At 65.8% G+C, this 15,783-nt stretch carries 13 protein-coding genes; 5 read left to right on the forward strand and 8 right to left on the reverse strand.

Annotation, left to right across the window (positions count from 1 at the left end; all coding sequences use genetic code 11):
• Positions 1–67: 67 nt before the first annotated feature.
• The gene (locus tag ACWV8V_RS02295; protein WP_313246289.1) at positions 68–1,015 is read right to left on the reverse strand and encodes a LysR substrate-binding domain-containing protein; all 948 of its coding nucleotides are present in this window, start codon (positions 1,013–1,015) and stop codon (positions 68–70) included.
• A gap of 161 nt (positions 1,016–1,176) precedes the next feature.
• Between ACWV8V_RS02295 and ACWV8V_RS02300 the strand changes: the two genes are divergently transcribed.
• Complete coding sequence (locus ACWV8V_RS02300) at positions 1,177–2,058, forward strand: DMT family transporter (RefSeq protein WP_137188980.1); 882 nt, start codon at positions 1,177–1,179, stop codon at positions 2,056–2,058.
• A gap of 89 nt (positions 2,059–2,147) precedes the next feature.
• On the opposite strand, the gene ACWV8V_RS02305 is transcribed toward ACWV8V_RS02300, so the two are convergent.
• Complete coding sequence (locus tag ACWV8V_RS02305) at positions 2,148–3,050, reverse strand: peptidylprolyl isomerase (protein WP_455898845.1); 903 nt, start codon at positions 3,048–3,050, stop codon at positions 2,148–2,150.
• Between the two features lie 124 nt (positions 3,051–3,174).
• On the opposite strand from ACWV8V_RS02305, the gene ACWV8V_RS02310 reads away from it, so the two are divergent.
• Positions 3,175–4,659 carry a HEAT repeat domain-containing protein gene (locus tag ACWV8V_RS02310; protein ID WP_455898846.1) on the forward strand — a complete coding sequence of 495 codons (1,485 nt, stop codon included), beginning with the start codon at positions 3,175–3,177 and terminating at the stop codon, positions 4,657–4,659.
• Between the two features lie 136 nt (positions 4,660–4,795).
• Here ACWV8V_RS02310 and ACWV8V_RS02315 read toward each other — a convergent pair whose 3' ends face one another.
• Positions 4,796–5,269, reverse strand: a complete 474-nt coding sequence (locus ACWV8V_RS02315) for a lytic transglycosylase (RefSeq protein ID WP_137188983.1) — start codon at positions 5,267–5,269, stop codon at positions 4,796–4,798.
• Positions 5,270–5,489: 220 nt separating this feature from the next.
• Between ACWV8V_RS02315 and ACWV8V_RS02320 the strand changes: the two genes are divergently transcribed.
• Positions 5,490–5,855: a PadR family transcriptional regulator gene (locus tag ACWV8V_RS02320; protein WP_455898847.1), complete on the forward strand. Its 366-nt coding sequence runs from the start codon at positions 5,490–5,492 to the stop codon at positions 5,853–5,855.
• Positions 5,852–6,832, forward strand: a complete 981-nt coding sequence (locus ACWV8V_RS02325; RefSeq protein WP_259260132.1) for a sensor domain-containing protein — start codon at positions 5,852–5,854, stop codon at positions 6,830–6,832. Before ACWV8V_RS02320 ends, ACWV8V_RS02325 begins: the two co-directional genes overlap by 4 nt.
• Positions 6,833–6,979: 147 nt before the next feature.
• On the opposite strand, the gene ACWV8V_RS02330 is transcribed toward ACWV8V_RS02325, so the two are convergent.
• Entirely contained in the window at positions 6,980–8,335 is a 1,356-nt protein-coding gene (locus ACWV8V_RS02330) for a polyhydroxyalkanoate depolymerase (protein ID WP_455898848.1), read from the reverse strand.
• Positions 8,336–8,392: 57 nt separating this feature from the next.
• Positions 8,393–8,989: a class I SAM-dependent DNA methyltransferase gene (locus tag ACWV8V_RS02335; RefSeq protein ID WP_123728750.1), complete on the reverse strand. Its 597-nt coding sequence runs from the start codon at positions 8,987–8,989 to the stop codon at positions 8,393–8,395.
• 160 nt (positions 8,990–9,149) lie between these two features.
• Between ACWV8V_RS02335 and ACWV8V_RS02340 the strand changes: the two genes are divergently transcribed.
• On the forward strand, positions 9,150–9,605 hold the full coding sequence (locus ACWV8V_RS02340) for a CopD family protein (RefSeq protein WP_259260134.1): 456 nt from the start codon (positions 9,150–9,152) through the stop codon (positions 9,603–9,605).
• Between the two features lie 53 nt (positions 9,606–9,658).
• On the opposite strand, the gene ACWV8V_RS02345 is transcribed toward ACWV8V_RS02340, so the two are convergent.
• The 3 genes from ACWV8V_RS02345 to dnaE form a co-directional block, all read right to left on the reverse strand.
• The gene (locus ACWV8V_RS02345) at positions 9,659–10,618 is read right to left on the reverse strand and encodes an acetyl-CoA carboxylase carboxyltransferase subunit alpha (RefSeq protein ID WP_123728752.1); all 960 of its coding nucleotides are present in this window, start codon (positions 10,616–10,618) and stop codon (positions 9,659–9,661) included.
• A 112-nt stretch (positions 10,619–10,730) separates the two neighbouring features.
• A complete protein-coding gene (locus ACWV8V_RS02350; RefSeq protein ID WP_455899594.1) occupies positions 10,731–11,600 on the reverse strand; it encodes a hypothetical protein in 870 nt (289 codons plus the stop codon).
• A 34-nt stretch (positions 11,601–11,634) separates the two neighbouring features.
• A complete protein-coding gene (dnaE, locus tag ACWV8V_RS02355; protein WP_455898849.1) occupies positions 11,635–15,216 on the reverse strand; it encodes a DNA polymerase III subunit alpha in 3,582 nt (1,193 codons plus the stop codon).
• Positions 15,217–15,783: the final 567 nt, after the last annotated feature.

Here is a 15,783-nt window from a genome sequence, read left to right on the forward strand (position 1 = left end):
AACACGCCTTGGGGGAAAGGAACTCCAGCCTAGCCAGCGCGTGGACAAGGCCGGGTGAGGATGGGCACTACCGCGCACCGGACAATGCGGGCCGGCCCAGCAATTCGTCCGGCAGCGCCGGTATCGGCGTGCGCTCATCCAGCGCTTCGCGTTTGAGCCAATCCATGAAGGCCACTGCGGTCGGGCTGAGCGGGCGGTGTTCGGCATGCACCACGTAATAGGCATAGCGCGCCTTCAGGGCCGGGCCCGGCAACCGCACCAGTTCATAGCGTTGCAGATACGGCTGGGCGATGTGCTTGCGCGCCAGCACCGCGCCGATGCCATACACCGCCGCGCGCATCGCGTCGGTGCTGTCGCTGAACGAATGCACTGAGGGCAGTTCCAGGCCGCGCACCCCGGCGGCGCGGAACCAGTCGCGCCAGCCCTGCGGTGACATGTCGCTGATCAGGGGCAACGCCGCGATCTGCGCTGGTTCGCGCAGGGCCGCCACGCCTGCCAACGCGGGCGACGCGACCGGGCACAGCGCGTCGTCCATCAGGTGATGCGCGCGCAGGCCGGGCCATTGCCCCAGCCCGTAGCGGATGCCCAGTTCCGGCCCGGCCTCGTCGAAACGCACCAGCTCGGTACTGGTCTGCAGTTCGATGCGCACCTGCGGGTACTGGGCGGTGAAGCGGGCCAACCGGGGCACCAGCCAGCAGTACGACAGCGAACGGATGGTGGTCACCCGCAGCGGCACGATGTCGGCCTGGGGATGCAGGTTGCCGGCCACCGCATTGAGATCGCTCAACGCCGCGGCGGCGGCATCGGCCAGCTGGCGGCCCTCGGCGGTCAACCGCACCCCGCGCGCGTGGCGCTGGAACAGGACCGTGCCCAGCACTACTTCCAGCTTGCGCACGTGGTGGCTGACCGCACTGGCGGTCAGGTGCAGCTCTTCGGCGGCATGGGCGAAATTCTGGTGGCGCGCGGCGACCGCGAAGACCCCCAGCGCGGGCAGCAGGGCAGGGCGCAGGATCATGGGCGAGACCCAAATGAGATTTGTGGCTTGCCCGGATACTACGCGCTTGTAGGCCCGTTCCGGTAGGCGGATGCTGTGCCCCTGTCCCCTGGAGCCGCCCCCATGTTGCCGTCCGCGACCGCCATTCAGCCACGCATCTGCCTGTTGTCCGGGGTGCGGCCATGAGCGGCGCACCGCTGGCCAGCGCCGTGGTCGAACGCGACTGGCGCACCCCGCTGGAGCTGACCGTGTTGGGCGCGATCTGGGGCTGCTCGTTCCTGTTCATGCGCGTGGCGGTGCCCAGCTTCGGCCCCTATGCGCTGGTGGAGGTGCGGCTGCTGCTGGGCGCGCTCGTGCTGCTGCCGTTCCTGTGGCAAGCCCGCGCGCAGTTCCCGGCGCGGCGCTGGCTGTGGTTGGCGCCGATCGGCGTGATCAACTCCGCGATCCCGTTCGTGCTGTTCGCCTGGGCCGCGCAACACGCCCCGGCTGCGATCGGGGCGATCTGCAATGCCATGACCGTGCTGTTCGCCGCGCTGATTGCCTTCCTGTTCTTCGGCGAAAAGATCGGCATGCGCCGCGCCATCGCGCTGCTGGTCGGCTTTGCCGGCGTGGTGGTGCTGGCCACCGCCAAGGTGTCGGGGCTGAGCATCGGCGCGGCGGTGATCGCCGGCGCATTGGCCGCGCTGCTGTACGGCCTGGGGGTGAACCTGGTGAAGCGGCACATGACCGGCTTGCCGCCGGCCGCATCCGCGGGGGCCACCCTCGGGTGCGCTGCCATCGCGTTGTTGCCGATGGCGCTTACCCACTGGCCCACCGGCCCGATCCCGACCGTGTCCTGGGCCTGCGCCATTGCCCTGGGCGTGGTGTGTACCGGCCTGGCGTTCCTGATGTTCTACCGCCTCATCGCCCGCATCGGCCCGGCCCGCGCCTCGACCGTCACCTACCTGGTCCCGATGTTCGGCGCGCTGTTTGCGTGGTTGTTCCTGGGCGAAGCGGTGACCGGGGCGATGGTGGTTGCCGGTGCGTTGATCCTGGGCAGCGTGGCCGCGTCGCAGAAGCGGTAGGTTGTGCGGTCGCGGCGAGGAGCAGCCGACCAACGGTCGGCTCTACCCGACCGTGCGCGCAGACAATCAAAACGCCAACGCGTGTGCCGTTACCGCACCGGCACCGCGATGTTGCACAGGTCGATGTGCCCGGCCGGGCGCTTGTAGAAATCATCCACCCGGTTGCGGCGTGCCTCCACCACATCGGCGAACGTCTTCGACTCGGTGCGCAGCACCTCCAGCTTCGGCCGTTGCGCCGCCGGCACATCGCTGGCGCGCTGGATCGACTGAATCGCCGTGCGCTGCGCGGCCTCGGCATAGAACCCCATCGGCGCCGGCCCACGCGGCAGCGCACTCAGCAGCTCCATGCCCTGCAGCACCCGTCCCACCACCGTGATGTTGCGGTCCAACTGGCGCGGCGACTGCCCCGTCACCACGTACAGCTCCGCCCCGATGCTGCTGTCTTCCTCGTTGCTGCGGCCGGCACCCAGCGCGCCGTAGCAATGCGCCAGCCAGGTCTTCCCGTCCTGCCGGTCCTGGCCCACCGGGAAGCCATCGACGAAGCCGGTCTGATCGGCCCAGCCGTCACGGTCGGGCAGCGCGCTCACCTTCAACCCCTTGCTGTCGCGCTGGAACTCGGCCGGGAGCGTGCGCTTGGCACTGCCCAGGGGCTTGGCCTTGGCCGCATCGTCGGCATCGGCGTCGCCGAACTGCACCACGAAATTGTCCTGCGCCCGGTAGATGCTCTCGCCATCCCAGAAATGTTCGTGCGCCAGCGTCTGGATGTTGGCCACGTGCTGGGGCGCGAACGCCGGGGCGAGTTCGATCGTGACGCGCCCGGCCGGCAGATTCATGTACAGCACATTGGCCGGGTCCGGCGTGCGCCAATCGCTGGCCGGGGAGGCATCCAGAATCTGCTGCGGGCTGCGGTAGGGCGTGGCCGCGCTGGCTACTGCGGGCAGCAGGCAGGCGAGGGCGAGGGCGGTCAGGGCAAGGCGGCGATGCTGTGGCATGGGATCCCCGGAACATGAACGATGTCCTGATTCTGCGCGAGAGTGCGCGCCTGCGCCACGGTGGCGTGCTGGCCCGATCGATGCGTGTGCGGCACGATGGTCATCCTCCCCATGGAAGCACGCGATGGTGATGTCGCACCTGGAAGCGCCCGAAGCCGCACTGCGCGTGATGATCGACCCGATCCTGAAGGGGGTCGTCGATGAAGGTGTGGACCGCGTGTGCTGGCTGCAGGCGTTGCCGCCACGGGGCCTGTTCGATCTTGATGAGCGTCGACGCAGTTGGTGGGCCCCCAACGATGATGGACTGCTCGCTTGCCTGCAGGCTTGTCCGGATGCCCCGGTTGAAGTACAGGCAGTGGCACTGTTCCTGGCGGGCTCGGATGGTAATGGTCACACGCGCGAAGCCGCGTTGCGGATGATGCCCTCGGTGCCCAGCCATCTCACCTTGTCCTGTGCCTTGCTCCGCTGCAATGACTGGGTAGCCGAAGTGCGTGTGGTAGCGCAGGAAGTGGTGATGTCCCTGCTCGGGCAATGCCTGGTGCATGACGTGCTGACTGCCTGGCCGATTGCCGTCCGCTTGCGGGACACACAGCGCGCGCAACGCGATTGGCTCGAGGGCAGCCTGTATGCTTGGCTGTCATTGCCCTCCGCTCAGGCCGTGCTGGAAGGGCTGCTGGGTCATCCAGATGCACGAACCCGGCTGGCGGCCTATGCCATCGCTCTGCAGATCCATCCGGACCAGGCGGAACTGCGCGCACACGCGCTGCTGGACAGTGATCCACATGTCTCGCATCTGGCGCTTGACCATCTTCTGGAACACGGCGAGCCCGCACAGGTCGAAGCGCAATGCGTCCTCGCATTGTCCGCCCCCTCGAGCAGGGTACGTGGCGCGGCACTGCGTGCGCTGGTCGAACGCGAAGCGCCTGGCCTCGACGTGTACATCGACGCTGCTGCGTTCGACCGTTCGCGCAGCGTGCGTAGGTTGGCGGCGTGGTTGCTTCAACAGCGTCAGGCTACCCCTGCAATCCAATTGTGGCGCGACGAGCTCAAGCACCGTACACGCGGGCGCTGGCGCGAGGCATTGGAGGCTCTTGGCGATCATGCCGAGGCTGGCGATGTGCATGGATTGCGCACCCTGCTGCCCCAGGTATCGGCGCGCCATCGACGCAACTGCCTGCGCGGCTGGCTGCGGGCCGAGGACGGTGCCAGCCTGGACTGGCTGCGAGCCGCACTGGAGGAGCAAGGGCGGACCGTGAGCACGCTGCGGGCCCGCGCGACAGCACTGTGGGCCGCGGAGCTGGATCCGGTCCGGCTGATGGCGTTCTGCCACGATGGTCCTTCTGCCGTGGCACAGGTAGGCCTGCTGAGTCAGTTGATCAGGTTGCCCCTTTGGCAGCACCTCGATCTACTGCTGGACGCGGTGCCGCAGCGCGCCGATGAGCAAGCCTGGCACCTGCGGTTGGTGGAGAACTGGCTTCGGGTGAGCCACCACTACTCACCGTTGGGGGCTCCCCGCCGGCAGGCATTGAGCAGCCGTCTTGAAGAGGGCAGGCACACCCTGCCGGAATCAGTCGCCGCGCAGGTGCTCGCGTCGGTACGTGGGGCCTGAATCATGCACGCTGCTGCTTGACGAAGGCCGCACGGAACTGCGGTGTAAGAGAGAGGCCGACGAGGGCAGACAACGGGGCAATCGCGTCAGCCTGCGCGCCGCCTCTTGGACGATCCAATCGGTCTGGCATCAACATCTATCTTTCTTCTGCAATTAGACCGGAGTAATGGCCGAAGACAGGAACAGGTTCGTAGTTGCCTATGGGGTCGTGCGTAGTCGAACACTCTTCCAGATGATGGGGCGAAAAAGCTTCCTTGATTATGGTGAGCCGACCATCTTCGTTGAATATATAGCAAGTTCCTTTAGCAACGTTGTCGCTCTTTCCAGTGAATTCCCTATGCACCACCATGCTCAAGAACAGCTTGTCCGATGCCACCCGTTGGAACTGATACGTCAGACGCTCCCTTAGATGTTCATCCAGAAAGTCGACGCCAATCATATCTTTGCCCAATAGCACATCGACAATCGCTGATGGAGTGGTGGTGGAGCCAACGAGAACGGTATAGCGAGCGTGGTTTTCGTGTCTCGACTTGGCCTCGGATTCATTGATTATGTTTCGCGCGGACTTCTTTGCGGAAAACCAGAAGTCGCAATAGTGAAGTTCAGTCATAAGTGAATATTCCCGGGATCGTCGTGCCTGCGGCAGCTGGATCAGCCACTGCGATATTGGAAGGCGACAGTATGCCGCGGCTCGCAGAGGGGCAAGCAAGCCAATGGGTCCGCCGACCTGGTTGTCAGCCGGCCCTCGCCAACCGGCAGAGTGACTAACGACACATTCGCTATAGCGGACTTCGCACTACTGTTGACTTCAACGTAGTGGAGGGCCGGTCATGTCCGAAGACGAAGTCCACCTCAAGAAGTTCCAGAAAGAGCTCAGCTCCGGCACGGTATCCCTGGCCTTGCTGGCGGTGCTGGCCAAGGCCGGTGAGCCGCTGTATGGCTACCTGATCGCCAAGGAGCTGGAGCGGGTCGGCGAGGGCGTGCTGAGCGGCAAGCAGAGCGCGCTGTACCCGGTGCTGCGCAACCTGGAAGGGGCCGGGTTGCTGGAAAGCCATGTTGAACCGTCGGTGGCTGGTCCGCCGCGTCGCTACTACCGCATCAATGACACGGGGCGTGAAGTGCTCAGTCAATGGACCGCCGCGTGGCGTGCCACCCGTGATTCCGTCGATTCCGTCCTGGAAGGGGTAACCGCATGAACATCGAATCCGTGGCCGGTCGGGCCTTGCCGACCACCATCCCGGCGTATCTGGCACAGCTGCGCGCGGCGCTGCACGACGCCGATCCGGCGATGGTGCAGGACGCCCTGTACGACGCCGAGGAATACCTGCGCTCGGAGCTGGCCGCCCAGCCGGGCCGCAGCGAGGCCGAGGTGATCGCCGATGTGGCCGGCAGCTACGGTGCGCCGGAAGAAGTGGCCGAGATCTACCGCGAAACGGAAATCACCGTGAACCGTGCGCTGCGCACGCCGAGCGCGGGTGCTGCACCGATCCGGCGTGCAGCGGCCACCAGCCCCGGCATCGCCTCGGTACCACCGCCGCAGGCGCCGCCCAAGCCACGCTCGGCCTTGGCCCGCTTCTTCGGCGTCGCGCTGGAGGCACGCACCTATGGCGCGCTGTTCTACATGCTGCTCTCGCTGGCCACCGGTATCTTCTTCTTTACCTGGGTGGTCACCGGCCTGTCGCTGTCGCTGGGCCTGATGGTGCTGATCATCGGCATTCCGGTGGCGGTGCTGTTCTTCGGTTCGGTGCGCGGTCTGTCGCTGCTGGAAGGACGACTGGTGGAGGCCCTGCTGGGCGAGCGCATGCCGCGCCGGCCGACGTATTCCGACCGCAGCCGCAGCTGGCTGCAGCGCATCGGTGACATGTTCACCGATGGCCGCACCTGGCTGACCCTGCTGTACTTCGTGCTGATGCTGCCGCTGGGCATCGTCTACTTCACGATCGCCACCACGCTGTTGTCGACCTCCATCGGCTTCATCTGGGCACCCGTGGCGGCGCTGTTCTCCAGTGACTACGTGGGCATCCACATCGACGGCATCCAGATGCTGCCGATCTGGGTCACACCGCTGCTGGCGATCATCGGCGTGCTGCTGCTGTTCGCGACGCTGCACCTGGCCCGCGGCATCGGTCACCTGCACGGGATGATGGCCAAGCATCTGCTGGTGCGGCTGTAACCCACGGCCACAGGTTGGAACCCGAGGATCCGGTAGTGCCGGCCGCTGGCCGGCTCCCCAAGCTGCTGGATGAAAGCGCGGCCGGCCGGCGGCCGGCACTACCCACAGCGTAAGCCCCCTGGTCGGGGGGCTTACGCCAAGCGCTCGTCAGCCCGCGTTACGGCGCAACGGGGTCACGTTGCTCGCGATTTTCGCGGCTTTTTTCGGCTTGCTGGCCACGGTCTGCGCATGGGCCGCGAAGAAATCGCGCACCTTGGGGTAGACCGTTTCGCGCCAGCGGCGGCCGCTGAAGATGCCGTAGTGGCCGGCACCTTCGACGATGAAATGCTCGCGATGCGCGGCCGGAATGCCGGTGCACAGGTCCTGCGCCGCTTCGGTCTGGCCGAGGCCGGCGATATCGTCCAGCTCGCCTTCGATGCTCAGCAGTGCGGTGCCGGTGATCGCGCTGGGATCCACGCGTTCACCCTGCACGTACCACTCGCCGCGCGGCAGCAGGAACTCCTGGAAGACCACGCGGATCGTGTCCAGGTAGTACTTGGCCGGCATGTCGAGCACCGCGTTGTACTCATCGTAGAAACGACGGTGCGCGTCGGCATCTTCCATGTCGCCCTTGACCAGGTCGGCATAGAAATCCCAGTGCGAACTGAAGTGGCGGCTCGGGTTCATCGACAGGAACCCGGCGTGCTGCAGGAAGCCCGGGTACACGCGGCGGCCGGCGCCGGGGAAGGTGGCCGGCACGGTGTGGATGACATTGTTCTCGAACCACGACATCGGGTTCTGCGTGGCCAGGTTGTTGACCGCGGTCGGGCTGCAGCGCGCATCGATCGGGCCACCCATCATCACCAGCGACCGCGGCGTGGTTTCGCCACGGCTGGCCATCAGCGAGACGGCGGCAAGCACCGGCACGGTCGGCTGGCAAACGCTGATCACGTGCAGCTTTTCCGCACCGAGGTGGCGGATGAATTCCTGCACATAGGCGATGTAGTCATCCAGCCCGAACTCGCCTTCGCTGCCCGGCACCATGCGCGCATCGACCCAGTCGGTCACATACACGCGGTGATCGCGCAGCAGGGTACGTACGGTATCGCGCAGCAGCGTGGCGTGGTGGCCGGACAAGGGCGCTACCACCAGCACGAACGGCTGGTTGAGCATGGTGTGCAGCTGGTCGGCTTCATTGCTGTGGCGCTTGAAGCGCAGCAGTTTGCAGAACGGCTTGCTGATTTCTTCGTGGACGACGATCGGCACGCGCTCGCCCTCGACGTCGATTTCATTGATGCCCCATTCGGGCTTCTCGTAATCCTTGCCGATGCGGTGGAACAGCTCGTTCACAGCGGCCAGGCGATCCGCGCCGGGCATCTGCGACCACCAATGACCTTGATTGGCGAAGAACTTCGCGTTGGCCTGGGCCTGGTGCACCCACGGGGCGAGCAGGTTGCGGGTCAACTCATGCAGCTGATATAGCATGACGTCCAATATGTATGGTCTTATGTTGCCGCGCAGCATAGCGCACCCGTCGGGCGGGCGCGTTAATGCGGGGCCTGTCTCAGTTGTTATCGAGACTCAGGGCGCGCCGCGTTCCAGGGCAGCCGCGTGACCTGCCAGTGCGGGAGACAACCAGCAGTGCGAGCCCAAGGCAGTGAAGCCGACCCGCTTGAGCTGGCTGCGGTACCAGCGCGCCGGTCGCGGCTGGAAACCTTCGTGGTCGCCATCGAAGTCATCCTCGGCCGTGAATGCCTCCAGGAAGGCCACGCCGGCGGTCAGTTCGGCAAAGCCCTCCAGTGCCGGGCGCAGCTCGCGGCTGGGCACGTAGTGCATTACGTCCGAGCAGATCAGCAGATCGACCGGTGCGCACGGGCGCAGCCAGGCGAAATCGCCGACCTTGGCCGGGTGCAGGTTGCGGCTGCGGCCGTAGCGGTGCACGGCGTAATCGCTGCTGTCGAAGCCCAGGTACTGCACGCGGGGGCGCAGCTTGAGCAGCGGCGCACGCCAGGCGCCTTCGCCACAGCCGATATCCAGCACGCTGCGGATCGGGCGTTCCAGGTAGTACTCGGCGCTGGCCACGGCGAGCGCCACCTTGCGCGCCAGGCGCGCGGCGCCACCGGTCTGGTCAGGCTGGTACCAGCGCTGGAAGTAGGCGGCGTCGTAGGTTTTGTCCATGGAAGATGTGCACGTGGGTGAAAGCGGCGCTTATCGTACGGCGTGGCGCGCGCGGATGCGTAGTGGAGGTGTGGCGATGGGTCGCGCCTGCCCCCATGGGGCGGCTCTACCGGGCATGCGAGAATGGCGGCCAACCCATGCCAGCCGCCGGAGCAAGCACATGCAGTCCTATTACTGGGTCAAGACCTTCCATCTGTTGTTCGTGGTGGCGTGGATGGCGGCGGTGTTCTATCTGCCCCGGATCCTGGTCAACCTCAGCGAGACCGCCGGCCAGCTGCCGGTGACCGAGCGGCTGCAGCTGATGGGCCTGCGCCTGTACAAGTTTGGCCACATGATGTTCGGCCTCGCGCTGATCCTGGGCGTGGTGCTGTGGCTGGGCTACCGCGTGATTCCCGATTTCCCGACCATGGTCGCGCCCGGTGCGGCGGGCTGGCTGCATGCCAAGCTCGGCCTGGTGGTGCTGCTGCTGGTGTATTACTCGTGGACCGGGCGCCTGTTGAAGGGCGCGGTACGCGGCAAGCCGTTGCCGTCCTCGCGCGCGCTGCGCTGGTTCAACGAACTGCCGCTGGTGCTGTTCATCGGCGTGGTCTGGCTGGTGATCGCCAAGCCGTTCTGAAAAAAAAGCCGGGCGCTTGCGCGTCCGGCTTTTTCGTCTGCGCCGCAGCCTGATCAGGCCACTTCGTAGGTCCCGTAGCTGCGCAGGCGCTCGTAACGCTTCTGCAGCAGCTCATCGACCGGCAGCTTCTCCAGCACGTCCAGCTCGTTGAGCAGCACGGCCTTGAGGCGTTTGGCCATCTGGTTCGGGTTGCGGTGGGCGCCACCGGTCGGCTCACGCACCACCTTGTCCACCAGGCCCAGGCCCTTCAGGCGCGGGGCGGTCAGGCCGAGCTGTTCGGCGGCGTCCTTGGCCTTGGCCGGGTCCTTCCACAGGATCGAGGCGCAGCCTTCCGGGCTGATGGTCGAGTACACGCTGTACTCCAGCATCACGGTGCGGTCGCCCACGCCCAGGGCCAGTGCGCCACCCGAGCCGCCTTCACCGATCACCGTGCAGACCACCGGCACCTTCAGTTCGGCCATTTCCATCAGGTTGCGTGCGATCGCTTCGGACTGGCCGCGCGATTCGGCATCGATGCCCGGCCAGGCGCCGGCGGTGTCGATCAGCGTCAGCACCGGCAGGCCGAAACGCTCGGCCATCTTCATCAGGCGCAGCGCCTTGCGGTAGCCCTCCGGCTTGGGCATGCCGAAGTTGCGCTTGATCTTTTCCTTGGTGTCGCGGCCCTTCTGATGGCCGATCAGCATCACCGAGCGGCCACCGATGCGGGCCAGACCGCCGATGATCGCCTTGTCGTCGGCGAAGGCGCGGTCGCCGGCCAGTTCCTGGAACTCATCGCAGATGATGCGGATGTAGTCCTCGGTGTACGGGCGGGAAGGATGCCGGGCCAGCTGCAGCACCTGCCAGGAGGTCAGGTTGCGGAAGATCTGCGCGGTGCGCACCCGCAGCTTGTCCCGCAGGGCATGCACCTCGGCCTCGACATTGACCGCAGGTCCGGCGCTGGCGCTGCGCAGTTCCTGGATCTTCGCCTCCAGATCAGCGATGGGTTGCTCGAAGTCGAGGTAGTTCGGATTCATCGGAAACCGTCGTGAAGAAAAGAGGGAAAGTGTAGCCGAATGCGCCGAAAAGCCCCGTACGCCGTCGTCTGGAAACCGACGGTAGCGCAGCGGGGCGAAGGGCGCCAGCAGGTCAGGGGACGACCAGCGCCGCGCTGCCCATCAGCGTGCTGCGGGTCTTCACGAAGGTGTTGTAGCCCTCGTTGGCCTCCTTGGGCAGGCCCGAGCCCAGTCGGGCGGTCGCTGCGGTGAACGCCATCTGCGCCTGGAAGGCCTCCTGCTGGAGCTGCAGCTGCGCATCGGCAGAGGTGGCGTGCAGGTAGCGGGTGTACAGCTCGCGCAGCGGGCCGGCATGGACCTCGAAGGCCGGATCCAGCGGCGGCAGGGCGGTCGGGGCTGCCTCCAGCGTGTAGGCGGGTGCCACGTAGCCCTGGGGCTGCTGGCGTGCGTAAGCACCGGGCTGGCCCGTGCCTGCTTCGACGTAGGCGATGAAATCCGGGGCAGTGAAGATCTTGGCGTTGATCCGGCCGCCGCTGGCGTCCACATGGGCCACGGTCTGGACCTCCGGGAACGGCTCGCGGACGCCGAAGCTCCAGGCCTGGTCGATGAACAGGTCATGGGTGGTCTGGTACGGGCCTTCGAACGTCACGCCGCCCAGCTCGATCTGGTTCTTCAGGCTGCCGAAGTGCTGCAGCTTGTCTTCACCGGTGACGTAGATCTCATTGGCGATCACGTACTCGGCCAGGGTCGGGTTGATCAAGCCACCCTTGCCGCTGGCGTAGACGATGAAACGCACATCGCCGAGCTGGTCGGTCTGCAGATGATGTTCACCCGGCTTGAGCTTGACCGGGCACGAGGCGTGCGCGGCGATCGGCAGTTCATTGCCATCGATGCGCAGGGTCAGCGGTGTGGCGCCCGGGTTGTCGATCTCGAAGGTCTGGGCGGGGCTGGAACAGCCGGTGATGGCGACGGCTGCACTCAGCAGCACGGCAAAACGCTTGATCAAAACAAAATACCTGTGTTGCAACAGAAAAAAATCAGTTCGCCCAGGGCGGGCTGTAGCGCACCTTCACCGTGCGGACCGCGGGATCGGCGCGCAACGCATCGACCAGGTGGCTGTCCACGCGCACGGCGATGTCACCGGCGACATCCAGCATGCCGGCCACCGGGCCCTGTTCCGAGCCAAGCAGCAGGTCCAGGCGCAGCGGTGTACGGCCGGGGCGATGCCGGTCGAGCAGGGCGTTGACGCGGTTCCACACCGCACCGTCCTGGCGCAGATCCACCCGCAGCGACAGCCGCGTGGCGTAGTTGGCGCAGATGTCTTCGTAATCCCAGACCTGACGGATGCGCAGCGCATAGCCGCCGTTGAACTCGTCTTCGCGCAGGCCGCCCTTGACCACCAGGATGCGGTCCTTGGTCATCAGGTGGCCGAACTCGGCCAGACCATCGGTGAAGGCGCTGCATTCCACGCGGCCCTTGCCGTCTTCGAGCTGCATGAAGATCTGGCTTTCGCCCTTGCGGCGCACGCCGACCACCAGGCCGGCCAGGATCACCGGCGTTTCCTGGCGCCAGGCACGCTTCTCGCCGTCCTTGCTCGGGCGGGCCGGCGGGATCAGCTTTTCCAGCTTGCCCAGGTCGGTGCCGACCAGTTCCTTGACGTCATCGGCGTAGGGATCGAACGGGTGGCCACTGAGGTAGAAGCCCAGCGTTTCGCGCTCGCCGTCCAGCAACTGGCCCAGCGCCCACTCGTTGGCTTCCGGCAGCTCCAGCTGCATCGCGGTGCTGACCGGATCGGGCGCGCCGAACAGCGAGTTCTGCCCGGAGGCCTTCTCGCGCGCCATCTGGTCGGTGGCCTTGAGGACTTCGGGCAGCTGCAGCATCAGCGAGGCGCGGTTCTTGCCGAGCCCGTCCATCGCGCCGCAGTTGATCATCGCTTCCAGCGTGCGGCGGTTGAGCTTGCCCGATTCGGCGCGCATGCAGAAATCCAGCAGCGACGCATAGCGGCCGCCACGCTGGCGCTCTTCCACGATCGCTTCGCAGGCACCCTGGCCGACGCCCTTGATCGCACCCAGGCCGTACACGATGGTGTCGGCGCTGGAGGCTTCGAACATGTACGCCGATTCGTTCACGCGCGGCGGCAGCACGGTCAGGCCGAGGTTGCGCACTTCGGCGAGGAAGCCGACCACCTTGTCGGTGTTGTCCATGTCCGAGGACAGCGTCGCGGCCATGAATTCGGCCGGGTAATGACGCTTGAGCCAGGCGGTCTGGTAACTCACCAGTGCGTAGGCGGCGGCGTGCGACTTGTTGAAGCCGTAGCCGGCGAACTTCTCCATCAGGTCGAAGATCGCGTCGGCCTTGGCTTCGACGACACCGTCCTTGGCCGCACCTTCGCGGAAGATCTCGCGGTGCTTGGCCATTTCGGCCGGCACCTTCTTGCCCATCGCACGGCGCAGCAGATCGGCGCCGCCCAGCGAGTAACCGCCGACGATCTGCGCCATCTGCATCACCTGCTCCTGGTACACCATGATGCCGTAGGTGTCTTTCAGGATCGCTTCGGTGCGCGGATCGGGATAGATGATTTCTTCCTGCCCGTGCTTACGCGCGTTGAAGGAGGGAATCAGGTCCATCGGGCCGGGTCGGTACAGCGACACCAGCGCGATGAGATCTTCGAAGCGGTCAGGACGCGCGTCTTTCAGCAGGCGGCGCATGCCCGAGGATTCGAACTGGAACACCGCGCCGGTATTGCCGTTGGCGAAGATGTCCTTGTAGGTAGGCACGTCATCCAGCGGCAGCGCGGTGATGTCCACCGGCGGAATGCCGGCGCGCTCGTGCCGCTTGTTGATCGCCTTGACCGCCCAGTCGATGATCGTCAGCGTGCGCAGGCCCAGGAAGTCGAACTTCACCAGGCCGATTTCTTCGACGTCGTTCTTGTCGAACTGGGTGACCGGGTTGCGGCCGCGGCCGCCTTCGTCATGTTCGGCGAACAGCGGGCAGAATTCGGCCAGCGGTTCCGGTGCGATCACCACGCCACCGGCGTGCTTGCCGGCGTTGCGGGTGAGGTCTTCGAGCTGGCGCGCCAGGTCGATCAGGTCGCGGACATCGTCTTCGTTCTGGTAGCGCTGGATCAACTCCGGCGACGCCATTTCCGAATCCTTGCCTTCGCCCATCGCATCCTTGAGCGAGATGCCCAGGATGTTGGGAATCAGCTTGGAGACGCCGTCGACCAGACCGTACGGGAAGCCGAGCACGCGACCGGAATCGCGCACCACGGCCTTGGCCGCCATGGTGCCGTAGGTGATGATCTGGCTGACGCGGTCGCGACCGTACTTGCGCGCGACGTAGTCGATGACCTCGTCGCGGCGGTCCATGCAGAAGTCGATGTCGAAGTCGGGCATCGACACGCGTTCGGGGTTGAGGAACCGCTCGAACAGCAGGTTGTACGGGATCGGATCCAGATCGGTGATCTGCAGCGCCCAGGCCACCAGCGAGCCGGCACCGGAACCGCGCCCGGGGCCGATCGGAATGCCCTGGTTCTTTCCCCACTGGATGAAGTCGGCCACGATCAGGAAGTAGCCGGGGAAGCCCATCTTGATGATGGTGGCCAGTTCGAATTCGAGACGCTCGAAATAGTCGGCGCGGGTCTTGCCCGGCGCCAGCGGATTCTTTTCGAGGCGCGCTTCCAGGCCCTTGCGCGATTCGCTGCAGATCCAGCTGTCGAGGGTTTCCTCTTCGGGGACCGGATAGTTGGGCAGGAAGTAGGTGCCGAGGCGCATCTCGATGTTGCAGCGTTCGGCCAGCGCCAGGGTGTTGTCGATCGCGTCGGGGATGTCGGCGAACAGCGCGCACATGTCCTCGGCGGACTTGAGGTACTGCTGGTCGCTGTAGTCGCGCGGGCGTTTGGGATCGTCCAGCACGCGGCCGGAGGAAATGCAGACGCGCGCTTCGTGGGCGCTGAAGTCTTCCGGCTGCAGGAAGCGCACATCGTTGCTGGCGATCACCGGCAGGCCACGCTGGCCGGCGGCCTGCAGGGCGAACTGGTTGAAGGCTTCTTCGCCATCGCGGCCGGTGCGGGTCAGCTCCAGATGCAGGCCGTCGCCGAACACGCGCTGCCAGTCGGCGAGCTGTTGCTCGGCCAGATCGTGGCGGCCGTCGCCGGCGAGGCGGCCGGCGAGGCTGTCGCGGCCGGCCAGTGCGAACAGGTTGTGGCAGCCGGCTTTGAGCCAGTCCGGGTGGACGGCGACGCCGCCTTCGGGGCGATGGCCTTCCATCCAGGCGCGGGTCAGCAGCCTGGAGAGGCTGAGGTAGCCTTCGCGGTCGCGGCAGAGCAGGGTCATGCGCCAGGGCGTCATGCCTTCTTCGGCGATCATGATGTCCGCGCCGGCGATGGGTTTGATGCCCACGGTTTCGGCGGCTTTGTAGAACTTGACCAGCGCGAACAGGTTGTTGAGATCCGTCACTGCCAGTGCGGGCAGCTTCAGTTCGACCGCGCGGCTGAGCAGGTTGGCCTGCTTTGCTTTTTTCGGGTCAGCCTGATCCGGCTTCGCCGGGACACGGATGGTCGAATCCGCCAGCGAAAATTCGGTGTGGACGTGGAGATGTACGAAACGGGAAGTGGACATGCCGAACCAATGTGATGCCCGGTCAGGGTAGCGGTGGCGGTGGTCGCTAACAAGGCTTGACAGGGGTGTTGCGGGGGCGCGGGTTGGCGGTGGGGTTCAGGTTTGCTTCGGCGGTTGCAGCGGTTGCAGCGGTTGCGGGGTTTGGCGTTGGTGAAGCAAGTGCAGGAGCGGTGGGCTCTGTGGTGCTGCGGGCTGGGGCGGCGGGGGCAGAGTCGCGGGACGCGCTGTGAATACGTCCCTGTAAGCTCGTAGGCAGCATCCATGCTGCCTGACGGTCCCGCGCCTCTACCCCCGCCACCCCTTCGACAGATGGCCGGTGCGTTGGGGCAGGCGACAGCGCTCCTTCGACAGATAGCCGGTGCGTTGGGGCAGGCGACAGCGCTCCTTCGACAGATGGCCGGTTCGTTGGGGTGAGCAACAGCCGATCCTTCGAGAGGGTGCTGGTGCGCAGAGGCAGGCAACCGTCATCCTTCGAGAGACATCTGATACACGGGAGCGAGCAACCGCCAAGCTTTCGACATCGTTGATGCGGACGAGCTGACAATCGCCGTGTGCTGAGGGGTGTCA

It is taken from the genome of Stenotrophomonas sp. Ker107b (assembly GCF_053847245.1).